The organism is Pseudomonas sp. RP-B7, assembly GCF_059803535.1.
The window spans coordinates 104,387-120,756 of record NZ_JAPFHC010000014.1 but is presented as its reverse complement, the minus strand read 5'-3'; the positions used below and the strand labels follow the sequence as shown (position 1 = coordinate 120,756).

Genomic DNA, 16,370 nt, shown 5'->3' with positions numbered 1-16,370 from the left:
ATGTCAAATAACGACCAAAAGCGCGACGAAGGCTACATTGAGAAGCTGGTTCAAGTTAACCGCGTAGCCAAAACCGTTAAAGGCGGCCGTATCTTCACCTTCACCGCGTTGACCGTGGTTGGTGATGGTAAAGGCCGTGTTGGCTTCGGCCGTGGCAAGTCGCGTGAAGTGCCTGCTGCGATCCAGAAGGCAATGGAAGCTGCTCGTCGCAACATGATCCAAGTTGACCTGAACGGCACCACTCTGCAGTACGCAATGAAGTCCGCCCATGGCGCTTCGAAGGTGTACATGCAGCCTGCTTCTGAAGGTACCGGTATCATCGCTGGCGGCGCTATGCGTGCTGTCCTCGAAGTTGCTGGCGTTCAGAACGTTCTGGCCAAGTGCTACGGCTCGACTAACCCGGTAAACGTGGTTCACGCCACTTTCAAAGGTTTGAAAGCTATGCAATCTCCTGAGTCCATCGCTGCTAAGCGTGGCCTGACTGTCAAGGAGATCTTCTGATCATGGCTACCGTTAAAGTAACGCTGATCAAAAGCATGACCGGCCGCATCCCTAACCACAAACTGTGCGTTAAGGGTCTGGGTCTGCGTCGCATCGGTCACACTGTAGAAGTACTTGATACTCCCGAGAATCGCGGGATGATCAACAAGGCTTACTACATGCTGCGTGTCGAGGGTTAATCGATGAAACTCAATGATCTGAGTCCAGCGCCGGGTTCCCGTCGCGAAAAGCATCGTCCGGGCCGTGGTATCGGTAGCGGTTTGGGTAAGACTGGTGGCCGTGGCCACAAAGGTCAAACCTCCCGCTCCGGTGGCACCATCGCTCCAGGCTTTGAAGGCGGTCAACAGCCGCTGCATCGTCGCCTGCCTAAGTTCGGTTTCGTATCCCTGAAAGCCATGGATCGCGCAGAAGTGCGTCTGTCCGAGCTGGCTAAAGTGGAAGGCGACATCGTTACTGTGCAGACCCTGAAAGATGCCAACGTGATCAACGTCAACGTACAGCGTGTGAAAATCATGCTGTCCGGTGAAGTGACTCGCGCTGTCACTATCGGCAAGGGAATCGGCGCCACCAAAGGTGCGCGTTCGGCTATCGAAGCAGCTGGCGGCAAGTTCGAGGAATAAATGGCTAAGCAAGGTGCTCTCTCAGCGCTCGGCAAAGGCGGTATGTCTGAACTTTGGGCTCGTCTGCGTTTTCTGTTCCTGGCGATTATCGTCTACCGAATAGGCGCACACATCCCGGTTCCAGGTATCAACCCGGACCGACTCGCAGACCTGTTTCGACAGAATGAGGGGACCATTCTTAGCTTGTTCAACATGTTTTCCGGCGGCGCGCTGGAACGGATGAGCATCTTTGCACTGGGGATCATGCCGTACATTTCGGCATCGATCATCATGCAACTGATGACCGCCGTCAGCCCGCAGCTGGAGCAGTTGAAGAAGGAAGGTGAAGCTGGCCGTCGCAAGATTAGCCAGTACACCCGCTACGGCACTGTCGCTCTCGCCCTGGTTCAAGCTATCGGCATGTCCGTTGGCCTGGCGGGGCAGGGCGTTGCGTTCACTGGTGACTTTGGCTTCCATTTCGTCGCGGTATCCACTTTTGTGGCTGGTGCGATGTTCATGATGTGGCTGGGTGAGCAGATTACTGAGCGTGGTGTTGGTAACGGTATCTCGATGTTGATTTTCGCAGGTATCGTCGCCGGTCTTCCGAGAGCAATCGGGCAGTCTTTCGAGTCTGCGCGTCAGGGTGATATCAATATTTTTGCCCTGGTTGCCATCGGTTTGCTGGCAGTAGCGATTATCGGTTTTGTGGTGTTCATTGAGCGTGGCCAGCGTCGTATTGCTGTTCACTACGCCAAGCGTCAGCAGGGCCGTAAGGTTTTTGCTGCGCAGACCAGCCACTTGCCGCTGAAAGTGAATATGGCCGGTGTTATCCCGGCAATTTTCGCGAGCAGCATTTTGCTGTTTCCGGCTTCGTTGGGTACCTGGTTTGGTCAGTCTGAAAATATGGGCTGGCTGCAGGACCTCTCTCAGTCGATCGCTCCTGGTCAGCCGTTGAATATTCTGCTGTTTAGTGCAGGGATTATTTTCTTCTGCTTCTTCTATACGGCGTTGATGTTCAATCCGAAAGACGTAGCGGAAAACCTGAAGAAGTCCGGTGCCTTTATTCCGGGCATCCGTCCAGGTGAGCAGTCGGCACGCTACATTGATGGCGTTCTGACTCGTTTGACCCTGTTCGGTGCTCTATATATGACGGCCGTGTGCTTGCTGCCCCAGTTCCTGGTGGTTGCAGCAAACGTTCCGTTCTACCTTGGCGGGACCTCGTTGCTGATCGTCGTCGTGGTTGTGATGGACTTCATGTCCCAAGTACAATCGCACCTCGTTTCGCACCAGTACGAATCCCTGATGAAGAAAGCCAACCTGAAGGGCTACGGCAGCGGCATGTTGCGCTGAGTACCCATAAGGTTCGAGGAGTTGGTGATGAAAGTTCGTGCATCGGTGAAAAAGCTGTGCCGTAACTGCAAGATTATTCGCCGCGAAGGTGTTGTTCGAGTAATTTGCAGCGCGGAACCGCGTCACAAACAGCGCCAAGGCTGAGTGTGATCCGCTTGAAGCCCGGCAGCTAGTGCGCTGCCGGGTTGATTATTTGTTATTACAGCGATATTATCTCGCGCCCTATTTCTTGGCTTCCGGGGCGTAGGTAGCTGTCAATTGGAGTCCCACTGAATGGCCCGTATTGCAGGCGTTAACATTCCAGATAACAAGCACACTGTTATCTCGCTGACCTACATCTATGGTGTTGGTCGCACTACTGCGCAGAAAATTTGCGCAGTTGCTGGGGTAAACCCAGCCGCTAAGATCAAGGATCTGAGCGACGAGCAGATTGAACAGCTGCGTGGCGAAGTGGCGAAGTTCACCACTGAAGGTGATCTGCGTCGCGAAATCAACATGAAAATCAAGCGTTTGATGGACCTCGGTTGCTATCGCGGTCTGCGTCATCGTCGTGGTCTTCCAGTACGCGGTCAGCGTACCAAGACTAACGCGCGTACCCGTAAAGGTCCGCGTAAGCCGATCCGCAAGTAATCGCCCCAGCGAATCGACAGGAAAATTATCATGGCAAAACCTGCTGCTCGTCCTCGTAAAAAAGTTAAAAAGACAGTGGTTGATGGCATCGCCCACATCCATGCTTCTTTTAACAACACCATCGTGACCATCACCGACCGTCAAGGTAACGCGCTTTCTTGGGCTACCTCTGGTGGTTCGGGTTTCCGCGGTTCCCGCAAGTCCACCCCGTTTGCTGCTCAAGTAGCTGCTGAACGTGCTGGTCAAGCTGCGCTGGAATATGGCCTGAAAAACCTCGACGTTAACGTCAAAGGTCCAGGTCCAGGTCGTGAGTCTGCTGTCCGTGCTTTGAACGGCTGTGGCTATAAGATCGCCAGCATCACCGACGTGACGCCAATCCCGCACAACGGGTGCCGTCCGCCGAAGAAGCGCCGCGTGTAATCCAGGAGATTGTAAAGAATGGCTCGTTACATTGGTCCAAAATGCAAACTCGCTCGTCGCGAAGGCACCGATCTCTTCCTGAAGAGCGGCGTGCGCGCGATCGAATCGAAGTGCAACATTGAAGCAGCACCTGGTATCCACGGCCAACGCCGCGGTCGCCAGTCCGACTACGGCACCCAACTGCGTGAAAAGCAGAAGGTCCGTCGTATCTACGGCGTTCTCGAGCGTCAGTTCAGCGGCTACTACAAAGAAGCTGCTGGCAAGAAAGGTGCAACCGGTGAAAACCTGCTGCAACTGCTCGAATGCCGTCTGGACAACGTTGTATACCGTATGGGCTTTGGTTCTACTCGTGCCGAATCCCGTCAGCTGGTATCGCACAAATCCGTCAGCGTAAACGGCCAAACCGTTAACGTCCCGTCCTACCAGGTTCGTGCTGGTGACGTGGTTGCGATTCGCGAGAAAGCAAAAAACCAACTTCGCATTGTCCAAGCTCTCGATCTGTGTGCCCAACGTGGCCGCGTAGAATGGGTAGAAGTAGACACTGAGAAGAAGTCGGGCGTTTTCAAGAACGTTCCAGCTCGCAGTGATCTGTCCGCCGACATCAACGAAAGCCTGATTGTCGAGCTCTACTCCAAGTAAGGGCTAGAAAATAGGTGCATCCATGCAGATTTCGGTAAATGAGTTCCTGACACCCCGCCACATTGATGTGCAGGTTGTCAGTCCAACCCGCGCCAAGATCACTCTCGAGCCTCTCGAGCGTGGTTTTGGCCACACCCTGGGCAACGCGCTGCGCCGCATCCTGTTGTCCTCAATGCCCGGCTGTGCAGTAGTCGAGGCCGAGATTGACGGTGTGCTCCACGAGTACAGCGCCATCGAAGGTGTACAGGAAGACGTAATTGAAATCCTGTTGAACCTTAAAGGTCTGGCTATCAAGCTGCACGGCCGTGACGAAGTTACGCTGACCTTGTCGAAGAAGGGTTCGGGGGTGGTTACCGCTGCCGATATTCAGCTGGATCATGATGTCGAGATCGTTAACCCCGATCACGTAATCGCTAACCTGGCGTCTAACGGCGCCCTGAACATGAAGCTCACCGTAGCTCGTGGTCGTGGTTATGAACCGGCCGACTCGCGTCAGAGCGATGAAGACGAAAGCCGCAGCATTGGTCGCTTGCAGCTTGACTCTTCGTTCAGCCCGGTTCGCCGTATCGCATACGTGGTGGAAAACGCCCGTGTCGAGCAGCGTACTAACCTGGACAAGCTGGTTATTGATCTGGAAACCAACGGTACTCTGGATCCTGAAGAGGCTATCCGCCGCGCTGCAACCATCCTGCAACAGCAGTTGGCTGCGTTCGTCGACCTCAAAGGTGACAGCGAACCAGTGGTAATCGAGCAGGAAGACGAGATCGATCCGATCCTGCTTCGCCCGGTTGACGATCTGGAACTGACTGTACGTTCGGCTAACTGCCTTAAGGCGGAAAACATTTACTACATCGGCGACCTGATTCAGCGTACCGAAGTAGAACTGTTGAAGACTCCGAACCTGGGCAAGAAATCCTTGACTGAAATCAAGGACGTTCTGGCCTCCCGCGGTCTGTCCCTCGGCATGCGCCTCGACAACTGGCCGCCTGCAAGTCTTAAGAAGGACGACAAGGCGACTGCCTGATCGTCGTAATCACCGAACGTGAGTTTGGTAAGGAATGAACCATGCGTCATCGTAAAAGTGGTCGTCACCTGAGCCGTACCAGCTCGCACCGCAAGGCCATGTTCCAAAACATGGCGGTGTCGCTGTTCGAGCACGAGCTGATCAAAACTACACTGCCGAAAGCTAAAGAACTGCGTCGCGTTGCTGAGCCGCTGATCACTTTGGCCAAGACAGACAGCCTGGCTAACCGCCGTCTGGCTTTCGACCGTACCCGTTCGAAAGCTATCGTTGGTAAGCTCTTCAACGACCTGGGCAAGCGTTACGCTACCCGTGAGGGTGGCTACCTGCGCATCCTCAAGTGCGGTTTCCGCGCTGGCGACAACGCGCCTATGGCGTACGTCGAGTTGGTTGATCGTGCTACTGCCGGCGAAGCTGTAAGCGCCGAGTAAGACGTCAGTCTGTAACGAAGAACCGGGCCTAGTGCCCGGTTTTTTGTGCGCGTAAGAAATAGCGCGATAGGTACAAGCTTCCACAGGTGGTGCTCGGCACTATGGTGTTTAGGGGGTTGGTAGTTATTCTCTATCGATGCTTACAATTTAATGAATTTGTAGGCGTCATATGGATGACCAATACTCTATCCAAGCCGATTAGCCGGCAGTTCCAAGTCCGACCTGAGGAAAATTGAGCATGAGCCAGAATAAAGTTCTTACCACCGCCAGCGGCGCTCCCGTCGCGGACAATCAGAATTCCCGTTCCGCCGGCCCGCGTGGTCCGTTGCTGCTCGACGACTTCCACCTGATCGAGAAGCTCGCTCACTTCAACCGTGAAAACATCCCTGAGCGACGCGTGCACGCCAAGGGTTCAGGCGCCTACGGTACTTTCACGGTAAGCAAAGATATTACCCAATACACCAGCGCCAAGCTGTTCGAGAGCGTAGGTAAGCAAACCCCCACCTTCCTGCGGTTTTCCACGGTAGGCGGCGAGCGTGGCTCGGCGGATACAGAGCGTGACCCTCGTGGCTTTGCTCTGAAGTTCTACACCGAAGAAGGCAACTGGGACATCGTGGGTAACAACACCCCTGTGTTCTTCATCCGTGACCCGCTGAAATTTCCTGACTTCATCCACACCCAGAAGCGTCTGCCCCAGAGCAATCTGAAAAGCGCGCAGATGATGTGGGATTTCTGGTCGCATTCTCCAGAAGCGCTGCATCAGGTCACCATCCTGTTTTCGGACCGTGGTATCCCGGATGGCTATCGTCACATGCACGGCTTCGGTAGCCACACCTACAGCCTGATCAACGCCAAGGGTGAGCGTCACTGGGTAAAGTGGCACTACAAAACCAAGCAGGGCATCAAGAATCTGGCTCCAGCTGAAGCCGCTCGCCTGGCCGGTACAGACCCCGATTACGCGCAGCGCGATCTGTTCGGTGCGATCGAGCGTGGTGACTTCCCGAAATGGCGCGTGTGCATCCAGATCATGACGGAGGCCCAGGCCAATGCGCACTACGAGAACCCTTTTGACGTGACCAAGACCTGGTCGCATAAGGAATTCCCGCTGATCGAAGTGGGTGAACTGGAACTCAACCGTAATCCGCAGAACTACTTCGCTGAAGTCGAACAAGCTGCGTTTGGACCGAGCAATATGGTTCCGGGTGTAGGCCTGTCGCCGGACCGCATGCTGCAGGGCCGTGTATTCGCCTACGCAGATGCCCATCGCTACCGTGTCGGCACCAACCACCAGCAGCTGCCGGTGAACGCCCCACGTAGCCCGGTGAACAGCTATCAGCGCGACGGTTCGATGGCGTTCGGCAGCAATGGCGGTGGTACACCTAACTACGAGCCGAACAGCTACGCCGATGCGCCTAAACAAGCGCCTCAGTACGCAGAGCCCGCGCTGGCCCTGAGCGGTGCCGCAGACCGTTACGATCACCGCGAAGACACGGATTACTACAGCCACGCGGGTGCACTGTTTCGCTTGATGAGCGCCGAGCAGAAAGACTTGCTCGTCAACAACATCGCCGGCGCAATGGCTGGGGTTTCCAGTGATGTGGTTCAGCGTCAACTGGCGCACTTCCAAAAGGCCGACCCGGCTTATGGAGAAGCAATCGCAAAGGCGTTGGGTGTATCGCTTAACTGACTCTAAACGATAAGCAGAACCGCCCTCATTTGGGCGGTTTTTGCGTTATTTCAGCTACTTTTCTGCGAAAATCTTCACTTTTCTGCCGTTGATCCCGTGACCTCCAAGTCATCATGGTTCAAACTACAGACTTTCAAGCAGGGAGATGTAGGGCGATGCAAGGTCACCCCGACGTAATCGATTACCTCAACACGTTGCTGACGGGCGAACTGGCAGCTCGTGACCAATATTTCATCCATTCGCGTATGTACGAAGACTGGGGCTTTACTGAGCTCTACGAGCGTATCAACCACGAAATGGAAGAAGAGGCACAGCACGCCGACGCGCTGATGCGCCGTATCCTGATGCTCGAAGGCACGCCACGTATGCGTCCCGATGACCTGGATGTAGGTACGACAGTGCCTGACATGCTCGCTGCCGACCTGCGATTGGAATACAAAGTCCGTGCTGCACTCTGCAAAGGCATCGAACTCTGCGAACAGCACAACGACTATGTCACTCGTGAAATCCTCCGCGTGCAGCTGAACGATACCGAAGAAGATCACACCTACTGGCTGGAGAAGCAGTTGGGCCTGATCAAGCTCATTGGCCTGGAAAATTACCTGCAATCGCAGTTCTGATTCCCGGCTATAAAAAAGCCCCGGTCACCTTAGCGGTGACCGGGGCTTTTCATTGGGCCCGATAAAGTCAGGCCCGGTCGCGGGCCAACAACGGTTTCAAGTAGTAACCGGTGTGCGACTGAGGCATCTCGGAGACCTGCTCCGGCGTACCTACCGCGATGATCTGGCCACCTTTGGAGCCGCCTTCCGGCCCAAGGTCCACCAGCCAGTCGGCGGTTTTGATCACATCCAGGTTGTGCTCGATCACGACCACCGTGTTTCCGTGGTCGCGCAAGCGGTGCAACACGTCCAGCAGTTGCTGGATGTCCGCAAAGTGCAGGCCGGTTGTCGGTTCATCGAGGATGTAGAGGGTCTTGCCGGTATCGCGCTTGGACAGCTCGCGCGACAGCTTGACCCGTTGCGCCTCACCACCGGACAACGTGGTCGCCGATTGCCCCAGCTTGATATACGACAGGCCCACATCCATCAGTGTTTGCAGCTTGCGCGCCAACGCCGGGACTGCATCGAAGAACACCCGCGCTTCCTCGATGGTCATCTCCAGGGTTTCATGGATGCTCTTGCCCTTGTATTTGATCTCCAGGGTTTCGCGGTTGTAGCGCTTGCTCTTGCACACATCACACGGCACGTAGATGTCCGGAAGGAAGTGCATTTCCACCTTGATCAAGCCATCGCCCTGACAGGCTTCGCAGCGTCCACCCTTGACGTTGAACGAGAACCGGCCTGGCCCGTAGCCCCGCGAACGGGACTCCGGAACGCCGGCAAACAATTCGCGGATCGGCGTGAACAGCCCGGTATAGGTCGCTGGGTTTGAGCGTGGCGTGCGACCGATCGGGCTCTGGTCGATGTCGACTACTTTGTCCAGGTGTTCCAGGCCCTTGATGCTGTCGTGCGCCGCTGCTTCCAGGGTGGTCGCGCCATTCAAGGCGGTAGCGCTCAGCGGGAACAGGGTGTTGTTGATCAGCGTCGACTTGCCTGAGCCGGAAACGCCTGTCACGCAGGTCAGCAGGCCAAGCGGGATTTCCAGGTCGACATTGCGCAAGTTATTCCCGCGCGCACCCTTGAGGTGCAACGCCAGCTTCTTGTTGCGCGGTGTCCGTTTGGCCGGCACTTCAATCTTGACGCGACCAGACAGGTACTTGCCGGTCAGTGAGTCCGGGTGCGCCATGACTTCGGCAGGCGTACCTTCAGCGACAATATGCCCACCATGCACACCGGCGCCCGGGCCAATGTCGACGACGTAGTCCGCCAGGCGAATCGCATCTTCGTCGTGTTCGACCACGATCACGGTGTTGCCAATGTCCCGCAGGTGTTTCAGCGTGCCGAGCAGGCGATCGTTGTCCCGTTGGTGCAAGCCAATGGACGGCTCATCAAGGATGTACAGCACCCCGACAAGACCGGCACCAATCTGGCTGGCCAGGCGAATCCGCTGGGCTTCACCGCCCGACAAGGTATCCGCGCTGCGATCCAGCGACAGGTAGTCCAGGCCCACATTGACCAGGAACTGCAGTCGCTCGCGAATTTCCTTGAGGATCTTGTCGGCAATTTCCCCGCGACGGCCTGTCAGTTTAAGCACGCCAAAGTACTCGCAGGCATCACCAATAGGCAGGTTGGTTACCGCCGGCAACGTCTTCTCGCCTACCCACACATGCCGCGCCTCGCGACGTAAACGAGTGCCCCGGCAATCCGGGCACGGTTGGGTGCTTAGGAACTTCGCCAGTTCTTCGCGCACGCTCGCCGATTCGGTTTCGCGGTAGCGGCGCTCCAGGTTCGGCACGATGCCTTCGAACGGGTGGGAGCGTTTAACGATGTCGCCACGGTCGTTCAGGTACTTGAAGTCGACATTCTGCGTGCCGCTGCCGTGGAGGATGACCTTCTGCTGATCCGCCGGCAGTTGGTTGAACGGCACTTCGAGGCTGAATTTGTAGTGTGACGCCAACGAGCCCAGCATCTGGAAGTAGTAGACGTTGCGCCGGTCCCAGCCGCGTATCGCGCCCTCCGCCAGGGTCAGCTCGCCGTTGACCAGGCGCTTGATGTCGAAGAACTGCTTCACACCGAGGCCATCGCAAGTCGGGCACGCGCCGGCCGGGTTGTTGAAGGAAAACAGCTTGGGTTCCAGCTCACTGATGGCGTGCCCACAGATCGGGCAGGCAAAGCGCGCGGAGAAGATGATTTCTTCACCCGGCTCGTCGTCCATCGGCGCCACCAGGGCAATGCCGTCTGCCAGCTTCAGTGCTGTCTCGAACGATTCCGCCAGGCGCTGTTGCAGGTCGGCCCGCACCTTGAAGCGGTCCACCACGACATCGATGGAGTGCTTCTTCTGCTTGTCGAGTTTCGGCGCTTCATCCAGCTCATAGAGCTTGCCGTTGATCCGCGCGCGTACGAAACCTTGTGCGCGAAGCTCCTCGAAGACGGAAAGGTGTTCGCCCTTGCGTTCGCGAATCACCGGCGCCAGCAGCATCAGCTTGGCGCCTTCCGGCTGTGCCAGTACCAGGTCAACCATCTGGCTGACGGTCTGGGCTTCCAAGGGAATGTCGTGGTCCGGGCAGCGCGGGATACCTACGCGCGCATAGAGAAGACGCAGGTAGTCGTAGATTTCGGTGATGGTGCCCACGGTGGAGCGCGGGTTATGGGAGGTCGACTTCTGTTCGATGGAGATCGCCGGCGAGAGGCCTTCAATCGTGTCGACGTCGGGTTTTTCCATCATCGACAGGAACTGCCGGGCATAGGCCGACAACGATTCCACATAGCGCCGCTGGCCTTCGGCATACAGCGTGTCGAACGCCAGGGACGATTTGCCGGACCCGGACAAGCCGGTGATGACGATCAGTTTGTCCCGGGGCAGGGTCAGGTCGATGTTCTTCAGGTTGTGGGTTCTAGCCCCACGAATCAGGATCTTGTCCAAGATGGCCTCGCACGGCGGGCGTAAATAATGCAGGAGTATACGGCTAAAGACTGGATGAATATACACTGTCAAGTGGCCGCTTGCAGCCTTACATGAAAGCTGCGCGGCAAAGCGCCGCATATACCCTCTCAATCGATGGGACTGGTAGAATCGCCGCCGGTTCACACGAGGTTTTTCCATGCACGATCCCCACAGCGAACGCATGAGTAGCGGCGAGACCCGAGCGGCAAGCGGTCTGGCCCTGGTGTTCGCCTTCCGTATGCTTGGCATGTTTATGGTGTTGCCGGTACTCGCGACCTATGGAATGGATCTCGCAGGCGCGACCCCCGCCCTCATCGGCCTGGCGATTGGCGCCTACGGCCTGACCCAGGCAATTTTCCAGATTCCGTTCGGGATCATTTCCGACCGCGTTGGCCGTCGTCCGGTGATTTACCTGGGGCTGATCGTGTTCGCCCTCGGCAGTGTGCTCGCGGCGCAGTCCGATTCGATCTGGGGCGTGATCGCCGGTCGCGTCCTACAGGGCGCCGGTGCGATCTCTGCCGCCGTCATGGCGCTGCTGTCGGACCTGACCCGCGAACAGCATCGCACCAAGGCCATGGCCATGATCGGCATGACCATTGGCCTGTCGTTTGCCGTGGCCATGGTGGTCGGCCCCTTGCTGACCCGCGCGTTCGGCTTGCACGGGCTGTTCCTCGCCACGGGCGGCATGGCGTTGTTCGGCATCGTGATCGTCGCCTTCATGGTGCCGCGCTCCACTGGCACATTGCAGCACCGTGAGTCCGGGGTTGCGCGCAAGGCGTTGTTGCCGACACTCAAGCACCCCGACCTGCTGCGCCTGGATTTAGGTATCTTCGTATTACACGCGATGCTGATGTGCAGCTTCGTCGCCTTGCCCCTGGCCCTGGTGGAAAAAGCCGGCCTGCCCAAGGAGCAGCACTGGTGGGTCTACCTCACGGCGCTGTTGATTTCGTTCTTCGCCATGATCCCGTTCATCATCTATGGCGAGAAGAAACGCAAAATGAAACAAGTGCTGCTCGGCGCCGTCGCGACGCTGATGCTCACTGAGCTATTCTTCTGGCAGTTCGGCGATAGCCTGCGAGCGCTGGTCATCGGTACGGTGGTGTTCTTCACCGCGTTCAACCTGCTGGAGGCTTCGTTGCCTTCGCTGATCAGTAAAGTTTCACCGGCCGGTGGCAAGGGCACGGCGATGGGGGTGTACTCCACCAGCCAGTTCCTTGGTTCTGCATTGGGCGGCATCATGGGTGGCTGGATGTTCCAGCATGGCGGTTTGTCGGTTGTGTTCCTCGGATGCGCTGGGCTGGCTGCACTTTGGCTAGCCTTTGCTGTTACCATGCGCGAACCCCCATACGTCACAAGCCTGCGCCTGCCGTTGTCGCCCGAAGCCATTCGTGAAGCCGGCCTGGTAGAGCGCCTGAAGGCCGTTGTTGGGGTAACAGATGCGGTAGTGATCGCCGAAGAAGCCGCCATCTACATCAAATTGGACACCGAATTATTGGATCGCGCGACGCTCGAGCAACTGGTCAATCCAGTGCCGACAGCGCGCCCAGCCTAGGAGAACGTTATGGCCCGTGGGGTTAACAAAGTCATATTGGTCGGTACATGCGGCCAGGATCCCGAAGTTCGCTACTTGCCTAACGGTAACGCCGTGACCAACCTGAGTCTGGCGACCAGCGAACAGTGGACCGACAAGCAAACCGGCCAGAAGGTCGAGAAAACCGAATGGCACCGTGTGTCGATGTTCGGCAAGGTGGCAGAGATCGCCGGTGAATACCTGCGCAAAGGTTCGCAGGTCTACATCGAAGGCAAGCTGCAAACCCGCGAGTGGGAAAAAGACGGTATCAAGCGTTACACCACCGAAATCGTGGTCGACATGCAAGGCACCATGCAACTGCTGGGCGGCCGTCCACAGGGCGACCAACAGGGCCAGGGCGGCATGTCCAACTCGGCACCGCGCCCACAGCAGTCGCGTCCGCAGCCAAGCCAGCAGCCACAGCGTGAGTCGCGTCCAGCGCCACAGCAGGCTGCTCCGCAACCGGCTCCGGATTTCGACAGCTTTGATGACGATATCCCGTTCTAGGATACCGCCCGGACCTGCCGTGCAGCGTCTTTCCAAAAAGCCCCCTGAGCCCTGCTCTCGGGGCTTTTTGTTTGCCTGCGAAAAACACCCTCAAGGATGAACACCGTGCCAAACACTCTTCTGGTCTTCCTGTTCAGTGCGATTTTTGTTGGCGTCTGCACTACGCCGCAAGCGGCCCCAAACGCCTCGGCGTCCCTTGCGGGCGACAAAAAACTGGTCGTAGGCATCTGGGCCATGCAGGCGTTGAACGAAGGCAGAACCAATGTGGCCGAATTCAGGCCTGACGGCCAACTGTTGCTGCACGCGTTCAACTGTGTGGCATCCAGTCAGGAACCGACCGATGTGATGCGTTATTCCGTGGCCGATGACGGCAAGGTGATCAACATGATCTTGCCGACCAAAACCATCGAGCTGAAAGTGCTGACCTTCTCGCCGCAGTTCATGCAGCTCACCTCTCGTACCGGGGGGATGGAAATCAGGTACGACTTCGAGAAAGTCGACGACGTCGACTCAGTGTGTGAGCGATACCCGGAACTCAAGGCGGAGAAGGCGCGCAATACCCCCTATGCGAGCAGTGACTTTGTCGCCGCGCCGGCCATTCCCGAACACCCGGGCATGGAGCGATACCTTGGGACATGGGGGTCCAACAACGTCGCTGTGGTTGAAATCCTGCGAGACGCCGCCGACGGTTTTTACCTGAGCATGCCCGGCGACGGAACCTGGCATTACCTCTATAACGATGTGCATTGGGTCGGCGACGAACTGCACTTTCAGAGTTACACCTACTCGGATAATTCTTCGTCGTTTCCCTCACCCAAACACAAGCAGCGGATTCCGACCAGCCTGACGCCAATGTCCGACGGCATCTTGCGCCAAAACTTCACCCTGTTTGGCGATCCCTATCTGGGCATTTTGACGCGCATGAAATAGTCGGCGTGGTGTTTCGGCGGGTTTGTCGTCACGCCTCACAAGATTTAGGCTGTGGCCCACCCCAAGCGAAGGAGAGTCGCCATGACCTGGTCTGCCAAGCAGTACACGATGTTCGAACAACAGCGTACCCGCCCAGTCCGGGATTTGGTCGCGGCCATTCCTAACACCGAAGTCCACAGCGCCGTCGACCTGGGCTGCGGCCCCGGCAATTCCACTGAAGTATTGGCCGAGCGTTTCCCAGACGCTCACGTCACTGGCATGGACAGCTCCGTCGACATGCTGGCCGACGCGCGTAAACGCCTGCCGGCGCTGAATTTCGAACTGGCGGATATTGGCGCCTGGAGCCCGGCGAAACCACTCGACGTGATCCTGGCCAACGCCTCGCTGCAATGGCTGCCGGACCACGCCACACTCTATCCGCACCTGGTCAGTCAACTGGCACCCGGCGGCACCCTGGCCGTGCAAACCCCGGACAACCTCGACGAACCCGCCCACCGGCTCGCCCGCGAAGTCGCAACTGATGGACCCTGGGCCGCCAAGATCGGTGCGGTCAGACACAACGAACGCCACACCGCGAGTTACTACTACGAGCTGCTTAGCCAACATTGCAGCACCGTCGATATATGGCGCACCACCTACCTGCACCCGTTGGCGAATCACGTGGCCGTGGTGGAGTGGTTCAAGGGCTCGGCATTACGCCCATTCCTTGCAGCGCTTACCGATAGCGAAAAGGCTGCGTTCCTACAGCAATACCAGGCACGGATTACCCAAGCTTACCCAGCCCTGGCCGATGGTACTGTCCTGCTGCCATTCCCGCGCCTGTTTATCATCGCTTCCCGCTGACACCGGCCGAGCAAGTGACGGTCATGCCGCCGTCGCTTGCGCCTTCAGGTATTCGTCCGCCGAAACCACGCCTGCGTAACCGAACGCCAACGATGCCATATACGCATCGTGCACTTGCGCGGCCGGAATCACTCGGCCATTGAACTCCAGGTCCCGCGTCGCACAGGCATCGTGAATCAGCGTGACCTTGTAGCCCAGATCCGCCGCCGCCCGCACCACGGCATCGATGCACATATGGCTCATGCTGCCGACCACCACCAGTTCGGTGATGCTGCGTTGCTCCAGCAATGCACGCAGGTTGGTTTCGCGAAACGCGTTGACGAAATGCTTCAGCACCACCGGCTCGTTGCCTTGGTTCAGCACCTTTGCATGCAAATGCGCGCCTTCGGAGCCCGGTGTGAAGAACGGCGCGTCCTCGGAGGTGAACTCATGGCGCACGTGAATCACCGCATCCCCGGCCTGCCGAAACGCTTGCAGCACCTGCGCCGCCTTGTCCGCAGCGGCGTCCACGCCGTCGAGCGGCCACTTGCCCTGCGGGAAGTAGTCGTTCTGTATATCGATTAGGATGAGTGCTCTCTTGGCCATGTGTATTGCCTCGTGATGGGTTGATAGGCCCAGTATCTTAGCTGGCGTGTGCACCCGGGATTGGCTGCACCGACAAAAACAGGGGGAAAACTGACAATGGCTGTTGTTGAATTGGGTGTGTTGATCTACCAAGGCGCGCAACTGGCCGCCGTGCACGGTTTGACCGACCTGTTTGGCGTGGCCAACCGGATCGCCGCCGAGCATCAATCTGCGCAGTTGCCGTTGCTGCGGGTCAGTCATTGGCAGGTGGATGTCACCGGCACACCTGCGCGGGTATTCGACAGCCATCCTGGCCCTGATCAACCGATGATGGCCGTCTTGGTGCCACCCGCCATTGGCGACTTTACCGAAGAACAAGCGCCGCCGGCGCTGCTGGAATGGATCCGCCAGCAGCACGCGATGGGTACGGTGCTCGGCGGCGTGTGTATCGGTTCGATCATGCTGGCGCGCAGCGGTCTGTTGGACGGGCGTAGCGCCACCACCCACTGGTCCTCCGCCCAGTCCTTCGCCAGGCGCTTTCCCGCTGTGCGCCTGGAAGCGGACAAACCCATCGTCGATGACGGCGACCTGATCACCACCGCCGGGCTGATGGCCTGGTCCGAACTGGGCCTGCGCCTGGTCGACCGGCTGATGGGCCCGAGTGTTGCAGCGGATACTGCGCGTTTTCTGGTGATCGAACACAGTGACAGCGCCAGCCAATGCGGCAGCAACTTCGCGCCGATTCTCGGGCATGGCGACGGCGCGATCCTCAAGGTTCAGCATTGGCTGCAAGCCAGCGGCGCAGTGGATGTCAGCGTCGCGGCCATGGCGCAAGAGGCGGGCCTGGAAGAGCGCACTTTCCTACGGCGCTTTCGCAGTGCCACGGGGTTGAAACCCACCGAATACTGTCAGCACCTGCGTGTGGGCAAGGCGCGGCAAATGCTTGAATTCACCAACGGTACCATCGACCACATCGCCTGGACCGTGGGTTACCAAGACCCCAGCGCCTTTCGTGCCACCTTCAAGAAAATCACCGGCCTGGCCCCCAGTGATTACCGCAGTCGGTTTGGTGTCTGATCGTGCAGAACACCACCGAATCACGGCCGCCTCGTGCAGAATAAAACAGGCGTTATGC

Annotated in this window: 19 protein-coding genes; 17 read left to right on the top strand and 2 right to left on the bottom strand. The window is 57.8% G+C overall.

Annotated features, from left to right (window positions below):
• From rpsE to bfr, 12 genes are all read left to right on the top strand, one after another.
• Entirely contained in the window at nucleotides 1–501 is a 501-nt protein-coding gene (gene rpsE / locus OPU96_RS15260; RefSeq protein WP_003176409.1) for a 30S ribosomal protein S5, read from the top strand.
• Nucleotides 502–503: 2 nt separating this feature from the next.
• Nucleotides 504–680 (top strand): 50S ribosomal protein L30, encoded by a 177-nt coding sequence (gene rpmD / locus OPU96_RS15255; protein WP_003186033.1) that lies wholly within the window; start codon nucleotides 504–506, stop codon nucleotides 678–680.
• A gap of 3 nt (nucleotides 681–683) precedes the next feature.
• Nucleotides 684–1,121 (top strand): 50S ribosomal protein L15, encoded by a 438-nt coding sequence (rplO, locus tag OPU96_RS15250; protein ID WP_003176407.1) that lies wholly within the window; start codon nucleotides 684–686, stop codon nucleotides 1,119–1,121.
• Nucleotides 1,122–2,450: a preprotein translocase subunit SecY gene (gene secY, locus OPU96_RS15245; RefSeq protein ID WP_017736663.1), complete on the top strand. Its 1,329-nt coding sequence runs from the start codon at nucleotides 1,122–1,124 to the stop codon at nucleotides 2,448–2,450.
• Nucleotides 2,451–2,477: 27 nt separating this feature from the next.
• Entirely contained in the window at nucleotides 2,478–2,594 is a 117-nt protein-coding gene (gene rpmJ / locus OPU96_RS15240) for a 50S ribosomal protein L36 (protein ID WP_002555468.1), read from the top strand.
• Nucleotides 2,595–2,723: 129 nt separating this feature from the next.
• Nucleotides 2,724–3,080 carry a 30S ribosomal protein S13 gene (gene rpsM, locus OPU96_RS15235; protein WP_003194635.1) on the top strand — a complete coding sequence of 119 codons (357 nt, stop codon included), beginning with the start codon at nucleotides 2,724–2,726 and terminating at the stop codon, nucleotides 3,078–3,080.
• A 30-nt stretch (nucleotides 3,081–3,110) separates the two neighbouring features.
• Nucleotides 3,111–3,500, top strand: coding sequence for a 30S ribosomal protein S11 (rpsK, locus tag OPU96_RS15230; protein ID WP_002555466.1), 390 nt, complete (start codon nucleotides 3,111–3,113; stop codon nucleotides 3,498–3,500).
• 18 nt (nucleotides 3,501–3,518) lie between these two features.
• Complete coding sequence (gene rpsD / locus OPU96_RS15225; protein WP_003210056.1) at nucleotides 3,519–4,139, top strand: 30S ribosomal protein S4; 621 nt, start codon at nucleotides 3,519–3,521, stop codon at nucleotides 4,137–4,139.
• Nucleotides 4,140–4,161: 22 nt separating this feature from the next.
• Entirely contained in the window at nucleotides 4,162–5,163 is a 1,002-nt protein-coding gene (locus OPU96_RS15220) for a DNA-directed RNA polymerase subunit alpha (protein ID WP_003176403.1), read from the top strand.
• 41 nt (nucleotides 5,164–5,204) lie between these two features.
• On the top strand, nucleotides 5,205–5,591 hold the full coding sequence (gene rplQ, locus OPU96_RS15215) for a 50S ribosomal protein L17 (RefSeq protein ID WP_003176402.1): 387 nt from the start codon (nucleotides 5,205–5,207) through the stop codon (nucleotides 5,589–5,591).
• Nucleotides 5,592–5,829: 238 nt separating this feature from the next.
• The gene (locus tag OPU96_RS15210) at nucleotides 5,830–7,278 is read left to right on the top strand and encodes a catalase (RefSeq protein ID WP_498559300.1); all 1,449 of its coding nucleotides are present in this window, start codon (nucleotides 5,830–5,832) and stop codon (nucleotides 7,276–7,278) included.
• A gap of 155 nt (nucleotides 7,279–7,433) precedes the next feature.
• Nucleotides 7,434–7,898 carry a bacterioferritin gene (bfr, locus tag OPU96_RS15205; RefSeq protein ID WP_003176400.1) on the top strand — a complete coding sequence of 155 codons (465 nt, stop codon included), beginning with the start codon at nucleotides 7,434–7,436 and terminating at the stop codon, nucleotides 7,896–7,898.
• A 67-nt stretch (nucleotides 7,899–7,965) separates the two neighbouring features.
• On the opposite strand, the gene uvrA is transcribed toward bfr, so the two are convergent.
• Nucleotides 7,966–10,800 (bottom strand): excinuclease ABC subunit UvrA, encoded by a 2,835-nt coding sequence (gene uvrA / locus OPU96_RS15200; RefSeq protein ID WP_305391612.1) that lies wholly within the window; start codon nucleotides 10,798–10,800, stop codon nucleotides 7,966–7,968.
• A gap of 178 nt (nucleotides 10,801–10,978) precedes the next feature.
• Between uvrA and OPU96_RS15195 the strand changes: the two genes are divergently transcribed.
• The 4 genes from OPU96_RS15195 to tam all read left to right on the top strand — a co-directional run bounded on the left by OPU96_RS15195 (nucleotide 10,979) and on the right by tam (nucleotide 14,671).
• On the top strand, nucleotides 10,979–12,373 hold the full coding sequence (locus OPU96_RS15195; protein WP_192299097.1) for an MFS transporter: 1,395 nt from the start codon (nucleotides 10,979–10,981) through the stop codon (nucleotides 12,371–12,373).
• A 9-nt stretch (nucleotides 12,374–12,382) separates the two neighbouring features.
• On the top strand, nucleotides 12,383–12,898 hold the full coding sequence (locus OPU96_RS15190) for a single-stranded DNA-binding protein (RefSeq protein ID WP_003232445.1): 516 nt from the start codon (nucleotides 12,383–12,385) through the stop codon (nucleotides 12,896–12,898).
• A gap of 96 nt (nucleotides 12,899–12,994) precedes the next feature.
• Nucleotides 12,995–13,828: a hypothetical protein gene (locus OPU96_RS15185; RefSeq protein ID WP_305391611.1), complete on the top strand. Its 834-nt coding sequence runs from the start codon at nucleotides 12,995–12,997 to the stop codon at nucleotides 13,826–13,828.
• Between the two features lie 81 nt (nucleotides 13,829–13,909).
• Nucleotides 13,910–14,671, top strand: coding sequence for a trans-aconitate 2-methyltransferase (tam, locus tag OPU96_RS15180; RefSeq protein ID WP_498559299.1), 762 nt, complete (start codon nucleotides 13,910–13,912; stop codon nucleotides 14,669–14,671).
• Between the two features lie 21 nt (nucleotides 14,672–14,692).
• Here tam and OPU96_RS15175 read toward each other — a convergent pair whose 3' ends face one another.
• The gene (locus OPU96_RS15175) at nucleotides 14,693–15,256 is read right to left on the bottom strand and encodes a cysteine hydrolase family protein (protein ID WP_192299094.1); all 564 of its coding nucleotides are present in this window, start codon (nucleotides 15,254–15,256) and stop codon (nucleotides 14,693–14,695) included.
• 96 nt (nucleotides 15,257–15,352) lie between these two features.
• On the opposite strand from OPU96_RS15175, the gene OPU96_RS15170 reads away from it, so the two are divergent.
• Nucleotides 15,353–16,312, top strand: coding sequence for a GlxA family transcriptional regulator (locus OPU96_RS15170; protein WP_192299093.1), 960 nt, complete (start codon nucleotides 15,353–15,355; stop codon nucleotides 16,310–16,312).
• The last annotated feature ends 58 nt before the right edge of the window (nucleotides 16,313–16,370 follow it).